The organism is Arenimonas sp. (genome assembly GCF_047602345.1).
GTDB lineage: Bacteria > Pseudomonadota > Gammaproteobacteria > Xanthomonadales > Xanthomonadaceae > Arenimonas.
On the sequence record NZ_JASGHN010000004.1, the window covers coordinates 234,257 to 254,865 of the forward strand.

The window sequence follows — 20,609 nt, forward strand, 5'->3', positions numbered from 1 at the left end:
CGGCTTCAATGCAGCGTCCGCGGAACGGACAGCGTGAAAGGCGCGATCGGCGCATCGAACGACGTGCCGTCGTCGGCCAGCATCTGGTAGCTGCCGCGCATGGTGCCGAGCGCCGTTTCCAGAACCGCGCCCGAGGTATATTCGAATTCGTCGCCCGGTCGCAGCCAGGGTTGTTCGCCGACGACGCCTTCGCCGCGTACTTCCTGCACCTTGCCGTTGTCGTCGGTGATGATCCAGTGCCGGCTGAGCAGCCGGGCCGGTATCGCGCCGCCGTTGCGGATGCGGATGGTGTAGGAAAAGACGTAGCGACCTTCTTCCGGCGTCGATTGTTCGGACAGGAAGCGGGTCAGGACATCGATCTGGATCTGGTGCGAAGGCGAGCCCATGGCCCGATTCTACGTCAGCCCGCAGCCGGCGGTCGTTGCGCCAGATGGTTGGCTAGGGCGATGAACTGCGCGACCTCGAGCTGCTCGGCCCGGGCCTCCGGTCGCAGCCCCGCCGCTACGATATCGTCGCCGCTGCAAAGCTGCTGCACGGCGTTGCGCAGGGTCTTGCGGCGCTGGCCGAAGGCGTCGCGCACGACGGCCTCGAACAGGCCGAAGTTCGCGATCCCGACCTGGTCGGCTGGCTTCGGGACCAGGCGCACCACGGCCGAATCGACCTTCGGCGGCGGGCGGAAGGCACCGGGCGGCACGTCGAACAGCGGCTGCACGCGGCACAGCGCCTGCAGCATCACGCTCAGCCGGCCATAGACCTTGCTGCCCGGAGCGGAGGCCATGCGGTCGACGACTTCCTTCTGCAGCATGAAGTGCATGTCGACGATCGCGTCGGCGTGTTCCAGTACATGGAACAGGATCGGCGTGGAGATGTTGTAGGGCAGGTTGCCGACGAGCCGGATGCGGCCGTCGCCGGCCAGCTTGCCGAAGTCCACCTTCAACACGTCCTTGTGCACGATGGTCAGCTCGCCCAGGCCTTCCGAGGCTTCCATCAGCGGCGTGATCAGGTCGCGGTCGAATTCGACCACGGTCAACGAGCCGTGCCGGCGCAGCAAGGGGAAGGTGATCGCGCCCTGGCCGGGACCGATTTCCACCAAGCGCTCGCCCGCCTGCGGATTGACCGCCAGCACGATCTTCTCGATGACGCCGCGCTCGTGCAGGAAATGCTGGCCCAGGCTTTTCTTCGGCGGATCCTTGAAGTGGCTCATGCCAGCAGTCTGCGTTGCGCAAGGCGCGCGCACAACTCCACCGCTGCCTGCAGGCTGGACGGATCGGCGAGCCCTTTGCCGGCGATCTCCAGCGCCGTGCCGTGGTCGACCGCGACGCGCGGGTAGGGCAGGCCGAGCGTGATGTTCACCGCCTGCTCGAAACCGGCGTGCTTGAGCACCGGCAAGCCCTGGTCGTGGTACATCGCGAGCACGGCATCGACTTGTGCGAGCTTGCGCGGAAGGAAGGCGGTGTCGGCGGGCAGGGGGCCGACCAGGTCCATGCCTTCGTCGCGCAGCGTCGCCAGCACCGGTTCGATGATCTCGATCTCCTCGCGGCCGAGCAGGCCTTCCTCGCCGGCGTGCGGGTTCAGGCCGAGCACGGCGATGCGCGGCGCGGCGATGCCGAAACGGCGGCGCAGGGAGGCTTCGACGATGCGCAGGCGACGTTCGAGCAGGGCGGGCGTGATGGCGTCGGCGACGTCGCGCAGCGGCAGGTGCGTGGTGGCCAGCGCAACGCGCAGCGAGGGATTCGCCAGCATCATGACGACCTCGCAGCCGGCCTGTTCGGCGAGCAGTTCGGTCGTACCGGTGTAGGCGATGCCGCCGGCATTGATGGCGGCCTTGTTGACCGGGCCGGTGACCAGCCCGTCGTAGTCCCCATCCAGGCAAGCCTGTCCACCGAGGCGCAGCGCGGCGATCACCTGCGCAGCGTTGGCGGGATCGGGGCGGCCGAAGACCGTATCGCCGTCCTGGCGCAGCGGCAGGACCGCCAGTTCGCCCGGACCGCAGTCATCGTCGGGATCGCGTAGCGCGAGCGGAAGGTCCAGCGCGCGGGCCGCCTCATGCAACGTCTGCGGGTCGGCGATCGCCGTCAGTCGCGCCGGCTGCTCGTGCTGCGCCAGGCGTACGCAGAGTTCAGGACCGATGCCCGCGGGTTCGCCCGGTACGAGCACCAGCCGCGGGCGCATGGCTTAGCTTCCGCCGAGACGGGTCTCGACGTAGGCCTCGGAACGCAGGTTGCGCAGGAAACGCTCGTAGGCTTCTTCGCCCTTGCGCTGACCGATCACTTCGCGGGCGCGATTGCGCTGGTTGTCCGCCGTCAGGTCCTGCTGGCGGTTGCCGGTGCGCTTGATGAAGTGGAAGCCGACTTCGCTCTGGAAGATCGGCGAAACCTCGCCATCCTGCAGCGCGGTGATCTGCGTGGCGATCGCGCTGCCCCACTGGTCGGCGACGAACCAGCCCATGTCGCCGCCGGAATTGCGCGTAATGGTGTTCTCGGAAGCTTCCTTGGCCACCTTGGCGAAGTCCTCGCCGCCGACCACGCGGGCCCGCAGCGCTTCGATCTTCTGTCGCGCGGCTTCCGCGTTCACCAGATCGGAGATGCGCACCATGATGTCCGAGGCGCGGTACTGGGTGACCATCTGCGCCTGGGCGGTGCGCTTCTCGATCATCTGCACGATCTGGAATCCGCTCTGGCCGCGCACCGGATCGGTGATCTGGCCGGGCTGCAGGTCGCGCAACAGGTTGACGAACACCGGCGGCACCGCCTCCATCGCGCGCCAGCCGATCTCGCCGCCGTCGAGCGCGTTCTGCGCCTGCGAATGACGGATGGCCGCCGATCGGAAATCGATTTCGCCGCGCTCGATCGAAGCCTTGATGCCAGCGAGCTTCTCGCGCGCTGCAGCGATCTCGTCGGGCGTGGCGCCCTCCGGCAGGTTGATCTGGATATTGGCCAGGTGCATTTCCTCGCCGCCGAACTGCTGCGCGCTGAGGGCCTGGTCGATTTCGGCCTCGCTGATCTGCACCGCGCTCTGCATGTAGCGCTGGCGCAGGCGTTGCACCGTGATTTCGTCGCGCAGGTTGGCGCGGAATTCGTCGAAGCTCAGGCCGTCGGCCGCCAGGCGCTGGCGCAGCTGGTCGACCGTCAGGTTGTTCTGGCTGGCGATACTGCCCACCGCCTGCTGCAGCTCGGTGTCGGCGATGCGGATGCCGGAGTCGTTCGCGCGCTGGACCTGCAGGTGCAGCAGGATCAGGCGGTCGAGCACCTGCTTCTCGAGGATGTCGCGCGGCGGCAGCTGCTCGGGCTGGCTGGCGTACTGCGAGGTGATGTTGGCGACGGCGCGTTCGAGTTCGCTGCGCAGGATCACCGTTTCGTCGACGACGGCGGCGATGCTGTCGATATGGGTGGTCGGCAGCGCTTGTGCGTGGACGGCGGCGGCGCTGCCGAGCAGGGCCAGGCCAGCGAGCAGGGAGGCGAGGGGCTTCAACTTGGGGTTCATCCGATCACCGATTCCAGGGCGCCCGTGGCGCATGGCAAGTCATTCAGCGGCCGAGGGCGGCCAGTCAACGCGAATAGCCAAGAATAGCATCATCGAGCAGGCGCCTCGTGTCGCGACCGAAGCTGCCGAGGCCGGTCAGCTCGATCTCGAGGTAGATCGCGATGTTTTCCTGACTGTTGAAGCTGCGTACGTATTGCCGGCCCAGCAAGCGGACGGCGGTGCAACAACTGCGCCATTCGAAGCCGGCGAGCGCTTCGAGGGTCTGGCGGTCCCGCAACGAATAGTTCCAGCGACCGTACAGGCTCCAACTGGCGCTGACCGGTATGACCACGCTCAGGTCGGTTTGTTCCAGCTCGTTCCGGCGATAGCGATAGGCCGCGTTGAAGACGCCGCCGTTGCCGAAGCGGTACTGGCTGCGCAGCGAGGACAGGTTGGTCCGTTGCTGGTCCGGATCCCATTGCTGGGTCAGGCTCAGTTCCCAGCGGTCGTTCAGCGCGACGCTGGCCTGGGCGACCCAGTCGCTGCCGTTGTCGGAAACCGGACTGGCGCCGGGCAAGGTCACGCGCGGCGGATCGAAATAGGTGATGCGACCGAGGCTGAGGCTCAGCAGTTCGCGGCCGTTGTCGGCGTTCAGGAAACGGCTGGTCAGTGCGAGGGTCAGCTGGTTGGCGTCGCTCTGTCGGTCGGCGCCGCCGAAACGGTTGTCGCGGAACAGCGAATTCCAACTGAAGCTCAGTTCGCGGGTATCGAACAGGGGCAGGTCGTCCTGGTTGCGATACGGCGCGTACAGGTAGAAGAGCCGCGGCTCCAGGGTCTGGATGATGGACTTGCCGCTCCAGTTCGTATCGCGTTCGAAATAGGCGCCGGCGTCGAGACTGAAGATGGGCAGGCTGCGGCTCGGCGTGCGGGTGCTGCCGGTGACCAGCGGGCCCTCGTCGATCGAATAGGCCGTGTACCGCCAGGCCAGCTGCGGCGTCAGGTGCCAGGGTTGCCCGCCGAACGGCAGGCGGATGTAGGGTTCGATGTCGAGGCGACGCCCGCCATCGGTCGCTTCGCGGCTGAAGCGGACGGCTTCGAGGTACAGACCGGCTTCGAGCCACGGGAGCAGCGGCTTTTCCGCATGCGCCTGCAGGCGCGGCAGCCGGCGATACGGTTCGCTACCAGGCGGCAGCAGTGGGCTGGCGATTTGCCAGCTTTCGACCGTGAGGCTGGCGGTCCAGTAGCGGCCACGACCGAACAAGCCGGCCTGGCTGCCGAGCAGCGAGATCGAGGTGTTGCTGATCGAATCGCCGAAGTCGCTGAAATAATTGACGTCGCTGACGTTGCGCAGATTGGCGATCGCCGACCAGTGGCTGCTGAGGCGATTCGTATAGTCGAAGCTCAGGTAGCTGCGGTCGCGCCCGGTCAGGTCGTCGTTCGGCAGGTAGGTGCCTTCGAAGATGCCTTCGGATTGCTCGCCGAGGAATCGGAACTCGCCGCCGAGCATCAGGCCGCGTTTCGACAGCCAGCGCGGGGTCAGGGTGGCATCGTAGTTCGGCGCGAGGTTCAGGTAGACGGGCAGGCGGATGTCGAGGCCGTTGCGGTCGTCGCGACCGATGGTGGGCGCCAACACGCCGCTGCGACGTTTGTCGTCGGTGGGAAAGCTGATGACCGGCAGCCAGAGCACCGGCACCTTGCCGATCTTCAACGTGGCGTTGCGCGCCACGCCGGTCGCGGTTTCGCGATTGATGCTGATCGAGCTGGCGGAGAACTGCCATTGCCGCTCGCCCGGCGGACAGGTCGAATACACGGCATCGGTGAGCTTGCCGGTTTCACCTTGCAGCAGGACTTGCTCGGCGGTGCCGTTGCCGAGCTGGCCGTTGAACTGGTACTGCACCTTTTCCAGGCGCATCGTGTCCGTCGACTGGTTGCCCTCGACCTTCACCGCCGTCAGGCGCAGCGAACGATCCTGGTAACGCACCGGGCCTTCGGTGACGAACTGTTCGGTCTTGTGGTCGTAGCTGATCTTGTCCGTCGCCAGCCACTGGTCCAGGCGCACGAGGCGGACATTGCCTTCGAAGACCGTCTTCTCGGCTTCCTTCAGGTTCATCGTGTCGGCGCTGACGTCGCTAGCCGTCTGTTCGCGATTGCCCTCGGGCGCCGGATCCGTGCGGAAGACCGGCAGGGTTTCCGGGCTACGGCAAAGCTGCCAGTTCGCGGATGGCACTGCTTCTTCGGCGCGCACGGCACCGGCGATGGCGAGGCAGAGGGGGAGCAGACGCAGGCTGGTTCGATGCACCGGGCGGGACCCCTGGGACGAAAGCCGGCATTTTAGCCGAGCCGGCCCGGCGACAGGGGCGTTCGGTCGCCGGGGCTCAGGTCGCCAGGGCGCGGACGTGGGCCACCGTGCAGTCGCGCAACGCCGTCAGGCTGTAGCCGCCTTCGAGCATCGAAACGACGCGGCCCCGGGCATGCCGTTCGGCCAGGGCCGCGAGTTCGGTCGTAAGCCAGGCGTAGTCGGCCGCTTCCAGGTTCAGATCGGCCAAAGGGTCCAGCCGATGCGCGTCGAACCCGGCCGAGATCAGAACCAGTTGCGGGGAATGGCGGTCCAGCGCCGGCAGCAGGCGCTCCGACCAGGCCGCGCGGAAGGGTCCGCTGCCGCTGCCCGGTGGCAATTCGAGGTTTTCGATGTTGCCGACGCCGTGCTCGTCGCTGCGGCCGGTGCCCGGATAGAGCGGGCTCTGGTGCGAGCTGACGTACATCACGCGCGCGTCGTTCGCGTAGATGTCCTGCGTGCCGTTGCCGTGGTGCACGTCGAAATCGACGATGGCCACGCGCTGCAGTCCGTGCGCGGCAAGCGCGTGCGCAGCCGCCACCGCGATGCTGTTGAACAGGCAGAAGCCCATCGCCGTATCGCCGGTCGCATGATGACCAGGCGGACGGACGGCGCAAAACGCCCGGCGTCCAGGAGCGGCCATCGCCCAGTCCACGGCCGCGACCCCGGCGCCGGCGGCGCGCAAGGCGGCCTCGGGCGAGGCGGGGGAAAGCACGGTGTCGGGGTCGAGGCGCAGCGCCTCGGGCAAGGGGGTGTCGAGAACGGTGGCGATCAGGCTGGGCGCGTGAGTGCGCGCGAGCGCCTCGCGCGACGCTTCCGGCGCTTCCTGCCAGTCCAACGGAAACGCTTGTTCGCGCAAGGCCTGGATCACGGCTTCAAGCCGTGCCGGACACTCGGGATGGCCGTGGCCCGGATCGTGTGCGACGCAAGCAGGATGCGTGTAGACGCGCACGCTCAGGCTTTCCGGCGTTCGTGGTTCCAGAGCGTTTCGCCATGTCCGCTGGCGCGCGCCAACACGCGGGCGATCACGAACAACAGGTCGGAAAGGCGGTTGAGGTAACGGATCGCTTCCGGACGCACCGCGTCGTGGTGCGACAGCGTCACGGCCTCGCGTTCGGCGCGCCGGCAGATCGTGCGCGCCAGGTGGCAGTGCGACGCGGCGATGCCGCCGCCAGGCAGGATGAAATCCTTCAGCGCAGGCAGATCGGCGTTGAAGCCATCGAGCTGGCTCTCCAGGCGTTCGATGTCGGCGTCGAAGATCGCGGCATGGCCGGGAATGCACAGCTCGCCACCGAGATCGAACATCTGGTGCTGCACCGAAACGAGCACGTCGCGCACGTCGGCGGGAATGTCGCAGGCCAACACCAGGCCGATCGCCGAGTTCGCCTCGTCGACGGTGCCATAGGCGGTGACGCGGGCCGAGTCTTTCGCGACGCGGCTGCCATCGCCCAGGCCGGTGCTGCCGTCGTCGCCGGTGCGCGTGTAGATCTTCGAGAGGCGATTGCCCATCGTCGCCGCCTGCGCGGTTCTCAGCGCGTCGCCGGCTGCTGCGCGGTCACGGCCGAACGGCGCGTGTGGCGTGCCACGAGCGCGACGCCCACGTGCACCGCCGTCGCCAGGCCCAGGTACATGCCGCTCGTGTAGTAGTACGGCAGCACCCAGTCGCCGAGGTTCTTCGTCCAACCGGCGAAACTGCGCGAAGCCACGCTGTCGCTGAGCCAGTAGAAGCTGCCGTTCGAGATCAGGTAGCACAGGCCGATCGCTAGCACGGCGGTCGCCAGCAGCCAGCCGGCGCTGGTCAGCGACAGGCCCTGGTAACGCCGGCGCAGCAGATCGCCGCCGAACCACATCGCCAAGTGGGCGGGGACGAGGAACCAGTAAGCGATCGAGACGCAGTAGTGGTTCCAGAAACTCAGGCCGCTGGCGCTGATCACGTAGGCGTCGATCGCCACGGCCAGCAGCATCAAGGCCGGGAAAGCCCAGCGCCCGCTGCCGCGGAGGTAGAAACCACCGAGGAAGAACAGCGCCCAGGAGGCGTCCGGCAGGTTGGAGAAGTGATTGATGCGCGTCGCCATCATCACGAGGGCCAACAGGACGAAGATGCCGATGCGCTGGCGGGAGCTGAGGTTCATTGCGGATCTCGCGGGGGTTTGACCCGCATTCTAGAACCTATCCCGGGTTCGCGCATGGGTCGGCAGGGTCCGATGCCTCGCGGCCCGGTATCATTCGCGCATGAGCGAGACCCTGGACATCCTGATTCTGGGCGCTGGCCTGGTCGGCAGCAGCCTGGCCTGCGCGCTGGAGGGACGCGGCTACCGATGCGCATTGATCGAGGCCAGCCCGGCCAGCGCGGCGCCACCGGGTTTCGACGAGCGCAAGCTCGCGCTTGCCGCCGCCAGCCTGAGCGCACTCCAGGCTTTGCAGGTCTTGCCCGGCCTCGCTACGTCGCCGTTCCCCATCCGCCGTCTGCATGTCAGTCGCGCTGGCGATTTCGGCGCCGTCAGACTGGCCGCCGCCGACTACGGTCGTAAGGCATTCGGCGGCGTGGTGCTGGCGCGCGAATTGGGCACCGCGCTGGAATCCCGCATGGCGGCATTGCGAGACACACGCATGATCCGCCCGGCGCGCGTGGTCGCGTTGCGAACGACGGATGACGCGATCGAGGTCGATATCGAAGGCGTCGGCACGTTGCGTTCGCGCCTGCTGGTGGCGGCCGATGGCACCCGCTCTTTCGCCCGCCAGGCCCTGGGGATCGGCACGCAGGAGCACGACTACGGCCAGACGCTGGTCGTCTGCAGCGTCGCCTGCGAGCGTGCGCCCGACGGCACGGCCTACGAGCGCTTCACCTCGCAAGGTCCGGTGGCGATGCTGCCGATGGGCGCGCACTACGGCGGCATCTGCGGCGTGGCGCGCGAAGATGCCGCGCGTGTCCTTGCGCTCGACGACGCCGGGTTCGCCGATTACCTGCAGCAACGCTTCGGTTGGCGCGCGGGCCGCGTCGTGCGCGTCGGAAAACGCAGCGCTTACCCCATCGTTCGCGTATTGGCTGATCGCCTGACGGCGCCGCGTGCCGTGCTGATGGGTAACGCAGCGCAAACCATCCATCCGATCGGCGCGCAGGGATTCAACCTCGGTTTGCGCGATGCCCTGACCTTGGCCGAGTGCCTGAGCGAGAAACAGGACCCGGGCAGCGAAGCGGCGTTGGCGCGCTACGTCGCGAAGCGCGGCGAGGATCGCGAGCGCACCCTGGCCTTCAGCGACGGACTCGCGCGACTGAGCGCGAACGACAGCGGTGCGATGCGCTTGCTGCGCTCGATCGGGTTGAGCTTGCTGGGGAATATTCCCGATCTCGCTTCGCCTGTCGTCGCCGGTGCGATGGGCTATCGCGGCGACGTGCCGGCTCTGGCGCGAGGTGGCGCGTGAGTCGGCGAAGCGGGCTCGACGTCGTGGTGATCGGCGCCGGCGTGGTTGGCGCCGCTACCGCGCTCACGCTCGCTGCGGCGGGTTTGCGCGTCGGGATCGTGGAAGCGCACGAGCCCGCGCCCTGGCGCGCCGATGCGCCGGATCTGCGCGTCTATGCGTTCGCTCCGGATTCGTCCGCCTTGCTCGAGCGTTTGCGGTTGTGGCACGACATTCGCGGCGCCCGTACGCAGCCTTATCGAAACATGCGCGTCTGGGATGCCGCTGGAGGCGGCGAACTGCGGTTCGACGCCGATGCAGTCGGGCGCGAGGCCTTGGGCCATATCGTCGAGCATGGTTTGCTGGTGGATCGGCTCTGGCAGCGGGTCCGCGCGGATGCGCGCATCGAAGTCCATTGCCCCGACAAACTGCTGGCGCTGGAACAGGACGAGACCGGCGTGTCGCTGGCATTGCAGGGAGGCGCCCGTCTGCACGCGCGCTTCGCCCTCGGCGCCGACGGCGCGGTTTCGCGCGTGCGCGATCAGCTCGGTATCGAATCCGATGCGCACGACTACGGCCAGCGCGGCGTCGTCGCTTACGTATCCACCGAATTGCCGCACGAGCAGACGGCCTGGCAACGCTTCCTGCCTTCCGGCCCGCTGGCTTTCCTGCCCTGCGCCGATGGCCGCAGTTCGATCGTCTGGACTTTGTCGAACGACGAGGCCGAGCGTGTACTGGCACTGCCCGACGATGGCTTCTGCCGCGAGCTCACGCGCGCCTTCGATGCGCGCTTGGGCGACGTGCTGGAAGTCTCGGCGCGCGCGGCGTTTCCGTTGCGGCGACAACTTGCGAAGACCATGTTGCTCGGTCGCGTGGCCTTGGTCGGCGATGCCGCCCATGCCGTGCATCCCTTGGCCGGCCAGGGCGTCAACCTCGGCCTGCGTGACGTATCCGCGTTGGACGATTCCGTGCGCGAAGCCCTGCAGCGCGGCATCGATCCGTTCTCGCCGCATCGCATGCAGCGCTGGGCGCGGGCGCGCTACAGCGAAAATGCGATGGCGGCCTACGGTTTCGAAGCGATCAATCGCGTGTTTTCCAACGACGCCCTGTTGCCGACCTTGCTGCGCGGGCATGCGCTCGGTATCGCGGGTCGACTGCCGCCATTGACGCGTTTTCTATGGAAGCGTGCGGCGGGAGTATAGGGTCGGGTTTGTTCGGCGGATGTCTGTGGACCGGTCATGGCCGGTGCGCGACGCTCGCGACACGCCGTGAATACTTCCCTGTAGGCTCATCGTCGACATCCTGTCTCCGATGGTCGCGATCGCCGCGCGCTGACCGTGACCGGCGGATGCCATCGAGCGATCGGTCTATCGCCAAACGCTCAGCCCGGCGGCGCCAGGAATTCCTGTTGGCTCAGGAAGCCGTCGCGGTTCTTGTCCTGGCGACGGAACTGTTCCGCCTGGCGCGCATTGAGCTCCGCCAGCGTCAAGGTTTTCGCATTCGGCACGTGCTGCTCTTCCGGCGCCAGCACGTTGTCGCGATTGGCATCCATCTGTCGGAAGGCATAGCTCATCCATTCCTGGAACTCGGCGAGCGAGAGCTTTCCGTCGCGGTCGAGATCGGCATCGCCGAAATAAGCGTCGCGACTCTGCGCGCCGGCCAGTGCCGGAGCCAGGAACATCATCAGGGCGAAGGCGATGCGCATGATCAGCCGGCGTAAACCGTGATTTCCTCGCGATCATGGTAGAGCTGGCGCGCGCGGATGGTAAGCGGCCTGCCCGCCTGCTGCTCGAACAGGTCCAGGCAGAGACGCGTTTCCTGCCAGCGTTTTTTCATCGGCAGTTTCAGGTTGAAGATCGCGCGCCGGCACCAGCCGTTGGCGAACCACTCGGCCATGCGCGCGGCGACGCGCCGTGGTTGCTCGACCATGTCGCAGACCATCCAGTCCAACATGCGTGGCGGCTGCCAGCTGAAACCGTCGGCGCGGTGGTGCTCGATCAGGCCGGTGGCCATCGCCGTGTCGGCCAACGGCCCGTTGTCGATCGCGTAGACACGGATCCGGCGACGCGCCAGGATCCAGCTCCAGCCACCCGGTGCGGCGCCAAGATCGGCGGCCCACATGCCCTCGCGCAACAGGCTTTCGCGTTCCTTCGCATCGAGCAGGGTCAGGATCGCTTCGTCCAGCTTCAGGGCCGAGCGACTCGGCGCATCGTGCAGCATGCGCAACCGCGGCACGCCCATCGGCCAGGGCGAAGAATCGTTGGCTTCGCCCTGCGCAACCAGCAGATGGTCGCCGGCGAGCAGGCAGACGTGCAGGCGCGGCAAGCGTGCATCGTCCTGCGCGCTGAGGAAACCGCGCTGGCGCAGGGCCGGGCGCAGGGCGTTTCCGAAAGCGCGGGCGAGGCCGGCGAGCGGTTTCGCTTCGTCGGTGTCCGGTGTTTCCACGACCAGTTCGCCATGCCTTCCGGCGCCCGCCAGCGCTTCCATCAGCGGCGTGATGCGGTCCTTGGGATCGAGCCCCGGAAGTTCCGCCAACAGGCGCAGTTTCTGTCGCGCGAAGATCAGCGACGCGAAGGGTAGGACGCGCGACATGGCGCCGGCGTCCTCGCCAAGCAGCAATACATGGCCGGAGCCACGCTCGGTGCGCGCGTAGGCGCCGAGTCCGGCTTCGGCGGCGCGGTCGGTCAGTTCTCCCGCGAGTTCGGGTTCGAAACCGGCGCGGCAATAGCAGAGCAGGCCGGTGTTCACGCCCGACCCGCCGGCAGGTCAATAGACAATGCCGCTCTCGCCATAGCTGCGCAGTACGTCGCGCGCGGCTTCTCGCATCAGGTCGCGGCGGACGGATATCCCGCGCTTTTCCAGCTCGCCGGTCCAGTCGGCCGGCAGCGGGCCCTCGTCGAAACCAGCCAGCGTCTGCACGTCGTCGCTGCGCGCGCCGATCAGCAGTTCGTCGATGCCGCCCCAGATCAGCGCGCCGTAGCACATGGCGCAGGGCTGCGAGGACGTGGCCAGGGTGACGCGGCCGCCGTCGTCGTTCAGGCGATAGCGTTGCGTGCGTTGCTGGCTGGTGGACAGCGCCATCACCTCGGCATGCGCCGTTGAGCACTGCGAGGGCACGACGCGGTTGACGCCGACGCCGAGCAGGCGCCCGGTCGTGTCGAACACCGCCGCGCCGAAAGGCCCGCCACTGCGGTGCAGGACATTGCGGCGCGACAGGTCGATCGCCAGCGCGATACGGCTATCGTCGTCTGGGTACAGGCGCTGCGCGTCGACCTCGTCGTGTATCCAGGGCGGCAGCGTAAGGTGGATTTGCGCATACAGCATCAGTTCGCCGGCGGAACGCCGCCTCCCGTGTCGTTGACGCACTCGTTGTTTTCGCAGCGGCAGCCGCGCACCTCGGCGAAGCCGCAGACGCCGGTGCGGCCTTCCTTGGCGCATTGCGCCTGCACCTGCTCGGGATGCGTCGCACTGTCCTTGTTCACGCAGCGCGGGTAGTAGCCGCAGCAACTGCCGACGTCCTTCACGGCGCAATCGGCGTCGCTCTCGCAGGCCACGCCGATCGCATCGCTGGGCGCGGCCGGTTTCGCCGGCTCGACAGGCACCGCGGGCGGTGCAGTGTCGACCGCGGCCGCCGGCGGCGCATCGGCATGCCGCGCGCAGGCGGCCAGCAGGACGAATGCGAGCAACCACGAAACGATCGTGCGTGAGCCCGGCATGCTCAGGCGCCCTTGTTCCAGCTATCGCGCAAGGTCACCGTGCGGTTGAACACCGGCGCATCGTTCCGATGATCGCGGCGGTCCGCGCAGAAATAGCCGAGTCGTTCGAACTGCACGCCGCTTTCGATCGCGAGGACGGCCGCTTCCGGCTCGACGAAACCGCGTACCACCCGCACCGAATCCGGATTCAGGTAGTCGCGATAGGTCTTGCCGGCTTCGTCCTTGTCCGGATCGGGCACCGAGAACAGCCGGTCGTACAGGCGCACTTCGGCGGCGACGGCATGTTTCGCGCTGACCCAGTGGATCGTGCCCTTGATCTTGCGATCGGCGCCGGGCAGGCCGGCGCGGGATTCGGGGTCGAGCGTGCCGCGCAGCTCGACCACGCGCTCGCCATCCTTGATCACGGCCGTGCATTTGACGATGCCGATGCCGCGCAGGCGCACTTCGCCTTCCGGCACGAGGCGATGGAAGCCCTTGGCCGGCACTTCCATGAAATCCTCGCGTTCGATCCACAACTCCCGCGAGAACGGTACGCGGCGCGAACCGAAGGTTTCGTTCTTCGGATGGTTCGGGAAAACGAGCGATTCCTCGTGCGCTTCCGGCAGGTTTTCGATCACCAGCTTCAGCGGGTCGATCACCGCCATGCGGCGTGCGCAATCGCCGTCCATCGTCTCGCGGATGCAGCCCTCGAAGACCGAGAAGTCGATCAGCGAGTTCTGCTTGCTGATGCCGACCCGATCGGCCAGCAGGTGCAGCGCCTTCGGCGGGCAGCCGCGGCGGCGGATGCCCTGCAAGGTGGGCATGCGCGGATCGTCCCAGCCGGCGACCAGGCCTTCGTTGACCAGGGCCAGCAGCTTGCGCTTGCTCATCACCGTGTAGTTGATGTTCAGGCGCGAGAACTCGATCTGGCGCGGCTTGGCCGGTGCGGTCGGGAAACCGCGCTCGGGCAGGTGCGACCACAGTTCCGGGTGGTTCGGCAGGTCGACGTTGTCCACGGCCCAGTCGTACAAGGGGCGGTGGTCTTCGAATTCGAGCGTGCACAGCGAATGGGTGATGCCTTCGATGGCGTCCGACAGCGCGTGCGCATAGTCGTACATCGGATAGATGCACCATTCGGCGCCGGTGTTCTGGTGCTCGACATGCTTGATGCGGAACAAAGCCGGATCGCGCAGGTTGATGTTGCCGCTGGCCATGTCGATCTTCGCCCGCAGCGTGCGGGCGCCATCCGGGAACTCGCCGGTGCGCATGCGGCGCAGCAGGTCGAGGTTCTCCTCGATGCTGCGGTTGCGGAACGGCGATTCGCGACCGGCTTCGGTCAGGCTGCCGCGGTATTCGCGCACCTGCTCGGGGCTGAGATCGCAGACGAAGGCCTTGCCGTCGCGCACGAGCTTCTCGGCCGCGAGATAGAACACGAGGAAATAGTCGGAGGCATGCCGCAGCTCGGCCCATTCGAAACCGAGCCAGCGCACGTCTTCCTTGATCGCCTCGACGTATTCGGGATCCTCGCGCGCCGGGTTGGTATCGTCGAAGCGCAGGTTGACCCGGCCATCGAACTCCAGGCCGATGCCGAAGTTCAGGCAGATCGCCTTCGAATGGCCGATATGGAGATAGCCGTTCGGCTCCGGCGGGAAGCGCGTCTTGATGCGTGCGTGCTTGCCGCTGGCGAGGTCGTCCCGGACGATCTGCCGGATGAAGTCCTGCTTGACCGGGGTGGCGGCTTCGGTCGAACCGGCGTCGGTGGGGCTGTGGCTCATGGATCGCTGCGATGAAAGGAAAGCGGCTAGTTTAGCGCGGACCCGCGGTCAGGCTTGCCCTTCACGGGAATTGCGGCACACTGGGGTCGGGGGGAAGCGAGGCGGATGATGCGGAAACTGGCAGCGCTACTGCTCTGTTTGGCCATGTGGTCGCCGGGTTCGGCGACTCGGGCGCAGGGCGTCGACGAATACGGCACTGATGTCGAGATCGCGGTGCTGACGGCCCCGGCGGGTACGCCGCTGGAGGAAATCGTCACCGGACGCGCCAGGGTCGGTTTCACTCCGGTCATCCGGCGCGGGACCAGCGTTCGGGGCTTGCCGGGGCAATCGACCTGGCTGCGCTTGCGGCCCCAATTGCCGGACGACGGCCAGAAGCGTTTCCTGCGTATCGATCGGCAGGCTTTCGACGCCCTCCGCCTGTACCGGGCATCGCCCCAGGTGCAATTGCTGGCCGAAGTCGATGGCCAACATCGTCTCGAAGGCGAGCCGCGTTGGCCGGACGGCTATGTATTCGCCTTGCCCGATGGCGTGAGCTCCGGTGCCACGCTCTACCTCGAAGCGCAGGGTCTGGGCTACCTGAACCTGCAGCCGGAGTGGCTGACCCGCGACCAGTTGTCTGCTCGCGAGAGTCATAGCGGCTTCTACTACCGGGTCTTGTACGGCGGTCTGCTGGCGATCGTGTTGCTGGCGCTGCTGCGACACTGGCGAGGCGCGCCGCGCGTATTCGCCATCGCCCTTGCCGGCTTCTTCTGCCTGCTGGCGGCACTGCTGGCGAACGGCCATTTCCAGTTCCGGCTCGACGGTGTGCACCTGGGTCCCGGACTGCCTTGCGCCGTCCTGCTGATGGCGCAGGGCCTGCTGCTGTGGACGACACGGCAATACGCCGGGCAGGACCGTACGGCGCCGCACCTGGGCACCGTGCTCGACTGGTCGGGCGCCGTCCTCGCATTGCTGGGCGTGGCGGCCGTATTCACGCCTCCGGCCTATGTCGGTCAGTTGCAGTTGCTGAGTTGGTTCGCGCTGGTGTCGGTGGCCACGCTGTGCCTGCTGGCCCTGAGCCTGGATCCGCGAAGCTGGCGTTGGGGGCCCATTCTCGTTTGGGCGGGCATGATCCCCGCGGTGCTGGCCCTTTGGTTCGCGATGCGCCAGTGGATGCCGGCCACCTTCATGGTGCGGCGGGGTTACGAATTGCTGCAGATGCTGCTGTTGGCCAGTTTCCTGTTGTTGCCCTGGTTGCGCGAGTGGCGCCGGCAACGCGATGCGCGGTTGCGCGCCGCCGGTCCCGAGCTCAGCGTGCAGCAGAAGATCGCCCAGGCGCGCGAGCAACTGCTGCGCAGCCTGCAGTCGGGCCTGGAGAATGCGGCCGAAAACGACATGGAATGGATCGCCTACCGGCGCCTGCTGGAAGGCCTGAAGCCGGTGTTGCCGCAGGTCGCTTCGGCCGTGGTCGCGATGAACTACCACAACGAGGATTTCATGCTGGCCGAGCCCAAGTCGGCCGAAGAGCGTTACGAACAACTGCTGGTGCAACGCGCCACTTTGCTGAAGAACCTCAGCAAGCTGCGCGCGCCGCAGCAGGTGAGCCTGGATTTCGACGGGCCGGAAGGTCCGCTGCCGCCGGTGCAGCTGGCGGTGATTCCCCTGCCGATCGAAAAACCAGGATGGGGCGCGCTGTTGGTGGAGCGCAAAGCGGGCGTGAACTACACGGACGAGGAGTTGCATCTTTGCGCCGAGTTCGCCGCGCTGGCGACCACGGGCGCCGAAGAGGCCGGCGAGACCATGGCTGCCCGGCGCGCCAGCGAAACGGATCCCGAAACGGGCGTGTATCGGCGCGAAAAGCTCGAAGCCCAACTGCAGAAGGCGCTTGCGGTCGCCAACCACAACCACGCACCCATGTGCGTGCTTCGCGTCGGCGTGGACAACCTGCAGTCGTTGCCGTCGGCTTCGCAATCGCATGGCCTGCGCCAGTTGGCCCAGCTGCTGCGCGAAGAAGCCGGCTATGGCGACTCGCTGGCGCGATTCGGCAACGACGAATTCATGCTGCTGGCGCCGAACCGCAGCGTCGAAGACGCGCGCACCCTGGCCGAGCGCATGTGCGGCGCGGTGCGTTCCAGCCCGGAGATGCGCGCGATAGGCCGCGGCCTCACCATCAGCATCGGCATCGGCCCGCACAAGCAGGGCGAACGCATGCCGCAGTTCATCCTGACGCGGTCGTTGCAGGCGCTGGCGAAGGCGCGCGAGTACGGCGGCAACCAGGTGCAGGCGGTCTCGGCGGCGGAATGAGGCGCGGCGGACGGCAGGGAAGGACGGGAAGGAGACGGACGTGCGCACGCTGGTGATCGGCAACAAGAACTACTCCTCCTGGTCGCTGCGGCCCTGGCTGCTGATGCGGCAGTTCGGTCTTGCGTTCGAGGAGGTTCGCCTTCCGCTGGATACGCCGGAGTTCCATCGCCGCATCGGCGACTATTCGCCGACCGCGCGGGTGCCGGTACTGCGCGACGGCGACGAGGTGATCTGGGATTCGCTGGCGATCTGCGAAACCGTCAACGAGCGCTGGCTGGGCGATCGCGGCTGGCCGCAGGACGGTCGGGCCCGCGCCGCGGCGCGCTGCGCCGTCGCCGAGATGCATTCCGGTTTCGCCGCCCTGCGTACGCAACTGCCGATGAACTGCCGGCGCAGCCCGGCTGCGCCGCACTGGGACGCCAGCGCGGAACGCGATATCGCCCGCGTGCAGGCGATCTGGGCCGACCTCCGCTCGCGCTTCGGCGCTGGGGGCGCATTCCTTTGCGGCGACTTCGGCATCGTCGATGCCATGTATGCACCGGTCTGCGTGCGCTTTCGCGCCTACGGCGTGCCCGTCGACGCCAACGCGGCGGCGTTCATCGACAGCATCTATTCACTGCCGGCGATGCGCGAATGGTTGCTCGCGGCCGCCGCCGAGCTGGAGAGCCTGCCGCCGACCGACGGTATCGCGGGTATCGCCGCCTGAGCGGCGCAATCGCCATGGGTCGTAGCGGTCGCCCCCGCTGAGGTCTGCCGACGGCTTATTCGGCGAGATCGTCCAGCGTCCTGAGCAGGCGGTTCGCGTTCGATCGCTGCGTCCGGGCCAGGGTCTCGAACCAGTCGGCGATTTCATCGAAGCCTTCTTCGCGCGCCTGCCGGGCCATCTCCGGGTACATGTCCGAATACTTCTGCGTTTCGCTGGCGATCGCCGTCCTGAGGTTGCTGGCGGTATCGCCGAAAACCAGGCCGGTCACCGGGTCGCCCACCTTTTCCAGGTATTCGAGATGGCCGTGCGCGTGGCTGGTTTCGCTCTCGGCGGTGGAGCGGAAGACGGCGGCGATGCCCGCGTGGCCGTCGATGTCGGCCTTTTGCGCGAAGTAGAGATAGCGCCGGTTGGCCTGCGATTCGCTGGCGAACGCCGCTTTCAGGTTGGTTTCGGTCCTGCTTCCCTTCAACGACATCGGAACCTCCGCTCCCGGCGAATTGCTGGATGTTCCCAATGTCGCCGGGAACGCGGACATGGTTGAGCAATTCCCCGCGAATGACCAGCGTCGGGCGGGGCCCAGGGCTTCGTTCGATACACGTTTCCTATCGCTACGATAAGTACAAACAATTTCATCTATGGTTGTGCAGGGGCCATGCTGCGGGTTCCGCTGCATAGCCACGATCGAGGAGAGAACCATGTCGAACGAAGCCAAATGCCCGTTTTCCGGCGGTGCCCGCAGTCAGGCCATTACCGGCGCATGGACCAATGCGGACTGGTGGCCGAACCAGCTCAACCTCGCGATCCTTCACCAGCATTCGCCGCAGTCGAATCCGTACAACGAGAAGTTCAACTACGCCGAAGAATTCAAGACGCTGGACCTCGATGCGGTCGTCGCCGACCTGCATGCCCTGATGACCGATTCGCAGGACTGGTGGCCGGCCGATTACGGCCACTACGGTCCCTTCTTCATCCGCATGGCCTGGCATGCCGCCGGCACGTATCGCGTCTCCGACGGACGCGGCGGCGGCGGCACCGGCGACCAGCGTTTCGCACCGCTCAACAGCTGGCCGGACAACGGCAATCTCGACAAGGCACGTCGCCTGCTGTGGCCGATCAAGGCCAAGTACGGTCGCAAGCTGTCGTGGGCCGACCTGTTCATCCTCACCGGCAACGTCGCGATCGAATCGATGGGCGGCCCGGTGTTCGGCTTCGGCGGCGGCCGCGCCGACATCTGGGAACCGAATTCGGAAATCTATTGGGGCCCCGAACAGGAATGGCTGTCGACCAGCGACAAACCGGCGAGCCGCTATTCCGGCGATCGCGAGCTGGCCAATCCGCTCGCGGCCGTGCAGATGGGCCTGATCTACGTGAACCCGCAGGGACCGGACGGCAATCCGGATCCGCTGGCCTCCGCACGCGACATTCGCGAAACCTTTGCGCGAATGGCGATGAACGACGAGGAGACCGTTGCGCTGGTGGCCGGCGGTCACACCTTCGGCAAGGCGCATGGTGCGGGCGACGCCGCACATGTCGGCAAGGATCCGGAAGGCAGCGACATCGAACTGCAGGGTCTGGGCTGGCTCAGCGGCTACGAAACCGGCATGGCCGGCTACACCATCACCAGCGGCATCGAAGGTGCGTGGAAGAAGACGCCGATCACCTGGGACATGGGTTATCTCGACACCTTGTTCGGTTTCGAATGGGAGCTCACGAAGAGCCCGGCCGGCGCGCACCAGTGGCGGCCGAAGGATGGCGCCGGCCGCGACGTGCCGGACGCGCACGACCCGTCGAAGAAACACCAGCCGATGATGACTACCGCCGACCTGGCGCTGCGTTTCGATCCGGCCTACGAAAAGATCTCGCGCCGCTACCATGCCAACCCGAAGGAATTCGCCGATGCCTTCGCGCGCGCCTGGTTCAAGCTGACCCATCGCGACATGGGACCGCGCGTGCGTTATCTCGGCAAACTGGTGCCGAAGGAAGTCCTGATCTGGCAGGATCCGGTGCCTGCGGTCGACCATCCTCTCGTCGATGGCAAGGATGTCGAAGCGCTCAAGGCCAAGGTGCTCGCGTCGGGACTGACGACGCAGCAACTGGTCGCCACGGCCTGGGCGTCGGCATCTAGCTTCCGCGGCAGCGACAAGCGCGGCGGCGCCAACGGCGCGCGCATTCGCCTGGCGCCGCAGAAGGATTGGGAAGCGAACCAGCCGGCGCAATTGGCGAAGGTGCTGGGCGCGCTCGAAGGCATCAAGAAGGATTTCGACGCGTCGGCGGGCGGCGGCAAGAAGGTGTCGCTGGCCGACCTGATCGTCATCGCCGGCAATGCGGCGGTCGAGGCCGCGGCGAAGAAAGGTGGTTTCAGCGTGACCGTGCCGTTCGCGCCGGGTCGTACCGATGCGACGCAGGAACAGACGGATGCCGCGTCGTTCGAACCGCTGGAGCCGAAGGTCGATGGTTTCCGCAACTACGTCGCCAAGGGTTTCGAAGGTTCCGAGGCCGAAATGCTCGTCGATCGGGCGAACCTGCTGACCCTCAGCGCACCCGAGATGACCGTGCTGATCGGTGGTTTGCGCGCGCTGGATGCGAACGTCGGCGGAACGAAGCACGGCGTGTTCACAGACCGGCCAGGCACCCTGAGCAACGACTTCTTCGTGAACCTGCTCGACATGCGCACGAAGTGGAAACGCACCGAGGCCAACAAGGACATCCTGGAAGGCACCGACCGCGCCAGCGGAAAGCGCAAGTGGGTCGGCACGGTATCCGATCTGGTGTTCGGTTCGAACGCGCAGTTGCGCGCGCTCGCGGAGGCTTACGGATCGAGCGATGCGCAGGCCGAGTTCGTCAACGATTTCGTCGCTGCCTGGGCGAAAGTGATGAACCTCGATCGTTTCGACCTGCGTTGATCGAAAGGCATCGGACAACCCCGGCCGGGCCCTCGCGGTTCGGCCGGGGTT

The 20,609-nt window shown here is 66.8% G+C and carries 19 protein-coding genes; 5 read left to right on the top strand and 14 right to left on the bottom strand.

The window, feature by feature from the left end:
* Positions 1-5: 5 nt before the first annotated feature.
* The 8 genes from apaG to QM707_RS03160 all read right to left on the bottom strand — a co-directional run bounded on the left by apaG (position 6) and on the right by QM707_RS03160 (position 7,929).
* Positions 6-386, bottom strand: a complete 381-nt coding sequence (apaG, locus tag QM707_RS03125) for a Co2+/Mg2+ efflux protein ApaG (protein WP_415000413.1) — start codon at positions 384-386, stop codon at positions 6-8.
* A gap of 14 nt (positions 387-400) precedes the next feature.
* Positions 401-1,204 carry a 16S rRNA (adenine(1518)-N(6)/adenine(1519)-N(6))-dimethyltransferase RsmA gene (rsmA, locus tag QM707_RS03130; protein ID WP_415000414.1) on the bottom strand — a complete coding sequence of 268 codons (804 nt, stop codon included), beginning with the start codon at positions 1,202-1,204 and terminating at the stop codon, positions 401-403.
* Positions 1,201-2,172 carry a 4-hydroxythreonine-4-phosphate dehydrogenase PdxA gene (gene pdxA, locus QM707_RS03135; protein WP_415000415.1) on the bottom strand — a complete coding sequence of 324 codons (972 nt, stop codon included), beginning with the start codon at positions 2,170-2,172 and terminating at the stop codon, positions 1,201-1,203. Before pdxA ends, rsmA begins: the two co-directional genes overlap by 4 nt.
* Before the next feature lie 3 nt (positions 2,173-2,175).
* Positions 2,176-3,483, bottom strand: coding sequence for a peptidylprolyl isomerase (locus QM707_RS03140; protein WP_415000416.1), 1,308 nt, complete (start codon positions 3,481-3,483; stop codon positions 2,176-2,178).
* A gap of 64 nt (positions 3,484-3,547) precedes the next feature.
* Entirely contained in the window at positions 3,548-5,761 is a 2,214-nt protein-coding gene (gene lptD, locus QM707_RS03145; RefSeq protein WP_415000417.1) for an LPS assembly protein LptD, read from the bottom strand.
* Positions 5,762-5,837: 76 nt separating this feature from the next.
* Positions 5,838-6,749, bottom strand: coding sequence for a histone deacetylase family protein (locus QM707_RS03150; RefSeq protein ID WP_415000418.1), 912 nt, complete (start codon positions 6,747-6,749; stop codon positions 5,838-5,840).
* 2 nt (positions 6,750-6,751) lie between these two features.
* Positions 6,752-7,306, bottom strand: coding sequence for a cob(I)yrinic acid a,c-diamide adenosyltransferase (locus tag QM707_RS03155; protein ID WP_415000419.1), 555 nt, complete (start codon positions 7,304-7,306; stop codon positions 6,752-6,754).
* 20 nt (positions 7,307-7,326) lie between these two features.
* Positions 7,327-7,929, bottom strand: a complete 603-nt coding sequence (locus QM707_RS03160) for a hypothetical protein (RefSeq protein ID WP_415000420.1) — start codon at positions 7,927-7,929, stop codon at positions 7,327-7,329.
* Positions 7,930-8,029: 100 nt separating this feature from the next.
* On the opposite strand from QM707_RS03160, the gene ubiH reads away from it, so the two are divergent.
* Together ubiH and QM707_RS03170 are read left to right on the top strand one after the other, a co-directional pair.
* Positions 8,030-9,220: a 2-octaprenyl-6-methoxyphenyl hydroxylase gene (gene ubiH / locus QM707_RS03165; protein ID WP_415000421.1), complete on the top strand. Its 1,191-nt coding sequence runs from the start codon at positions 8,030-8,032 to the stop codon at positions 9,218-9,220.
* Positions 9,217-10,398: an FAD-dependent oxidoreductase gene (locus tag QM707_RS03170; RefSeq protein ID WP_415000422.1), complete on the top strand. Its 1,182-nt coding sequence runs from the start codon at positions 9,217-9,219 to the stop codon at positions 10,396-10,398. The genes ubiH and QM707_RS03170 overlap by 4 nt, the downstream gene beginning before the upstream one ends.
* Positions 10,399-10,577: 179 nt before the next feature.
* Here the strand turns inward: QM707_RS03170 and QM707_RS03175 are convergent, their stop codons facing one another.
* From QM707_RS03175 to QM707_RS03195, 5 genes are read right to left on the bottom strand one after another with little or no spacing between them, the layout of a single operon-like run.
* Complete coding sequence (locus QM707_RS03175) at positions 10,578-10,901, bottom strand: hypothetical protein (protein WP_415000423.1); 324 nt, start codon at positions 10,899-10,901, stop codon at positions 10,578-10,580.
* A 2-nt stretch (positions 10,902-10,903) separates the two neighbouring features.
* Complete coding sequence (gene rlmM / locus QM707_RS03180; RefSeq protein WP_415000424.1) at positions 10,904-11,944, bottom strand: 23S rRNA (cytidine(2498)-2'-O)-methyltransferase RlmM; 1,041 nt, start codon at positions 11,942-11,944, stop codon at positions 10,904-10,906.
* An 18-nt stretch (positions 11,945-11,962) separates the two neighbouring features.
* Entirely contained in the window at positions 11,963-12,520 is a 558-nt protein-coding gene (locus tag QM707_RS03185) for a nucleoside deaminase (protein ID WP_415000425.1), read from the bottom strand.
* On the bottom strand, positions 12,520-12,912 hold the full coding sequence (locus QM707_RS03190) for a hypothetical protein (protein ID WP_415000426.1): 393 nt from the start codon (positions 12,910-12,912) through the stop codon (positions 12,520-12,522). The genes QM707_RS03185 and QM707_RS03190 overlap by 1 nt, the downstream gene beginning before the upstream one ends.
* Before the next feature lie 2 nt (positions 12,913-12,914).
* Positions 12,915-14,666, bottom strand: coding sequence for a glutamine--tRNA ligase/YqeY domain fusion protein (locus QM707_RS03195; RefSeq protein WP_415000427.1), 1,752 nt, complete (start codon positions 14,664-14,666; stop codon positions 12,915-12,917).
* Between the two features lie 105 nt (positions 14,667-14,771).
* Here QM707_RS03195 and QM707_RS03200 point away from each other — a divergent pair, with 105 nt between their 5' ends.
* Entirely contained in the window at positions 14,772-16,949 is a 2,178-nt protein-coding gene (locus QM707_RS03200; protein ID WP_415000428.1) for a GGDEF domain-containing protein, read from the top strand.
* A 40-nt stretch (positions 16,950-16,989) separates the two neighbouring features.
* Positions 16,990-17,655, top strand: a complete 666-nt coding sequence (locus QM707_RS03205; protein ID WP_415000429.1) for a glutathione S-transferase family protein — start codon at positions 16,990-16,992, stop codon at positions 17,653-17,655.
* A gap of 55 nt (positions 17,656-17,710) precedes the next feature.
* Here the strand turns inward: QM707_RS03205 and QM707_RS03210 are convergent, their stop codons facing one another.
* Positions 17,711-18,130 (bottom strand): rubrerythrin family protein, encoded by a 420-nt coding sequence (locus QM707_RS03210; protein ID WP_415000430.1) that lies wholly within the window; start codon positions 18,128-18,130, stop codon positions 17,711-17,713.
* Positions 18,131-18,350: 220 nt separating this feature from the next.
* Here QM707_RS03210 and katG point away from each other — a divergent pair, with 220 nt between their 5' ends.
* Entirely contained in the window at positions 18,351-20,558 is a 2,208-nt protein-coding gene (gene katG / locus QM707_RS03215; protein WP_415000431.1) for a catalase/peroxidase HPI, read from the top strand.
* Positions 20,559-20,609: the final 51 nt, after the last annotated feature.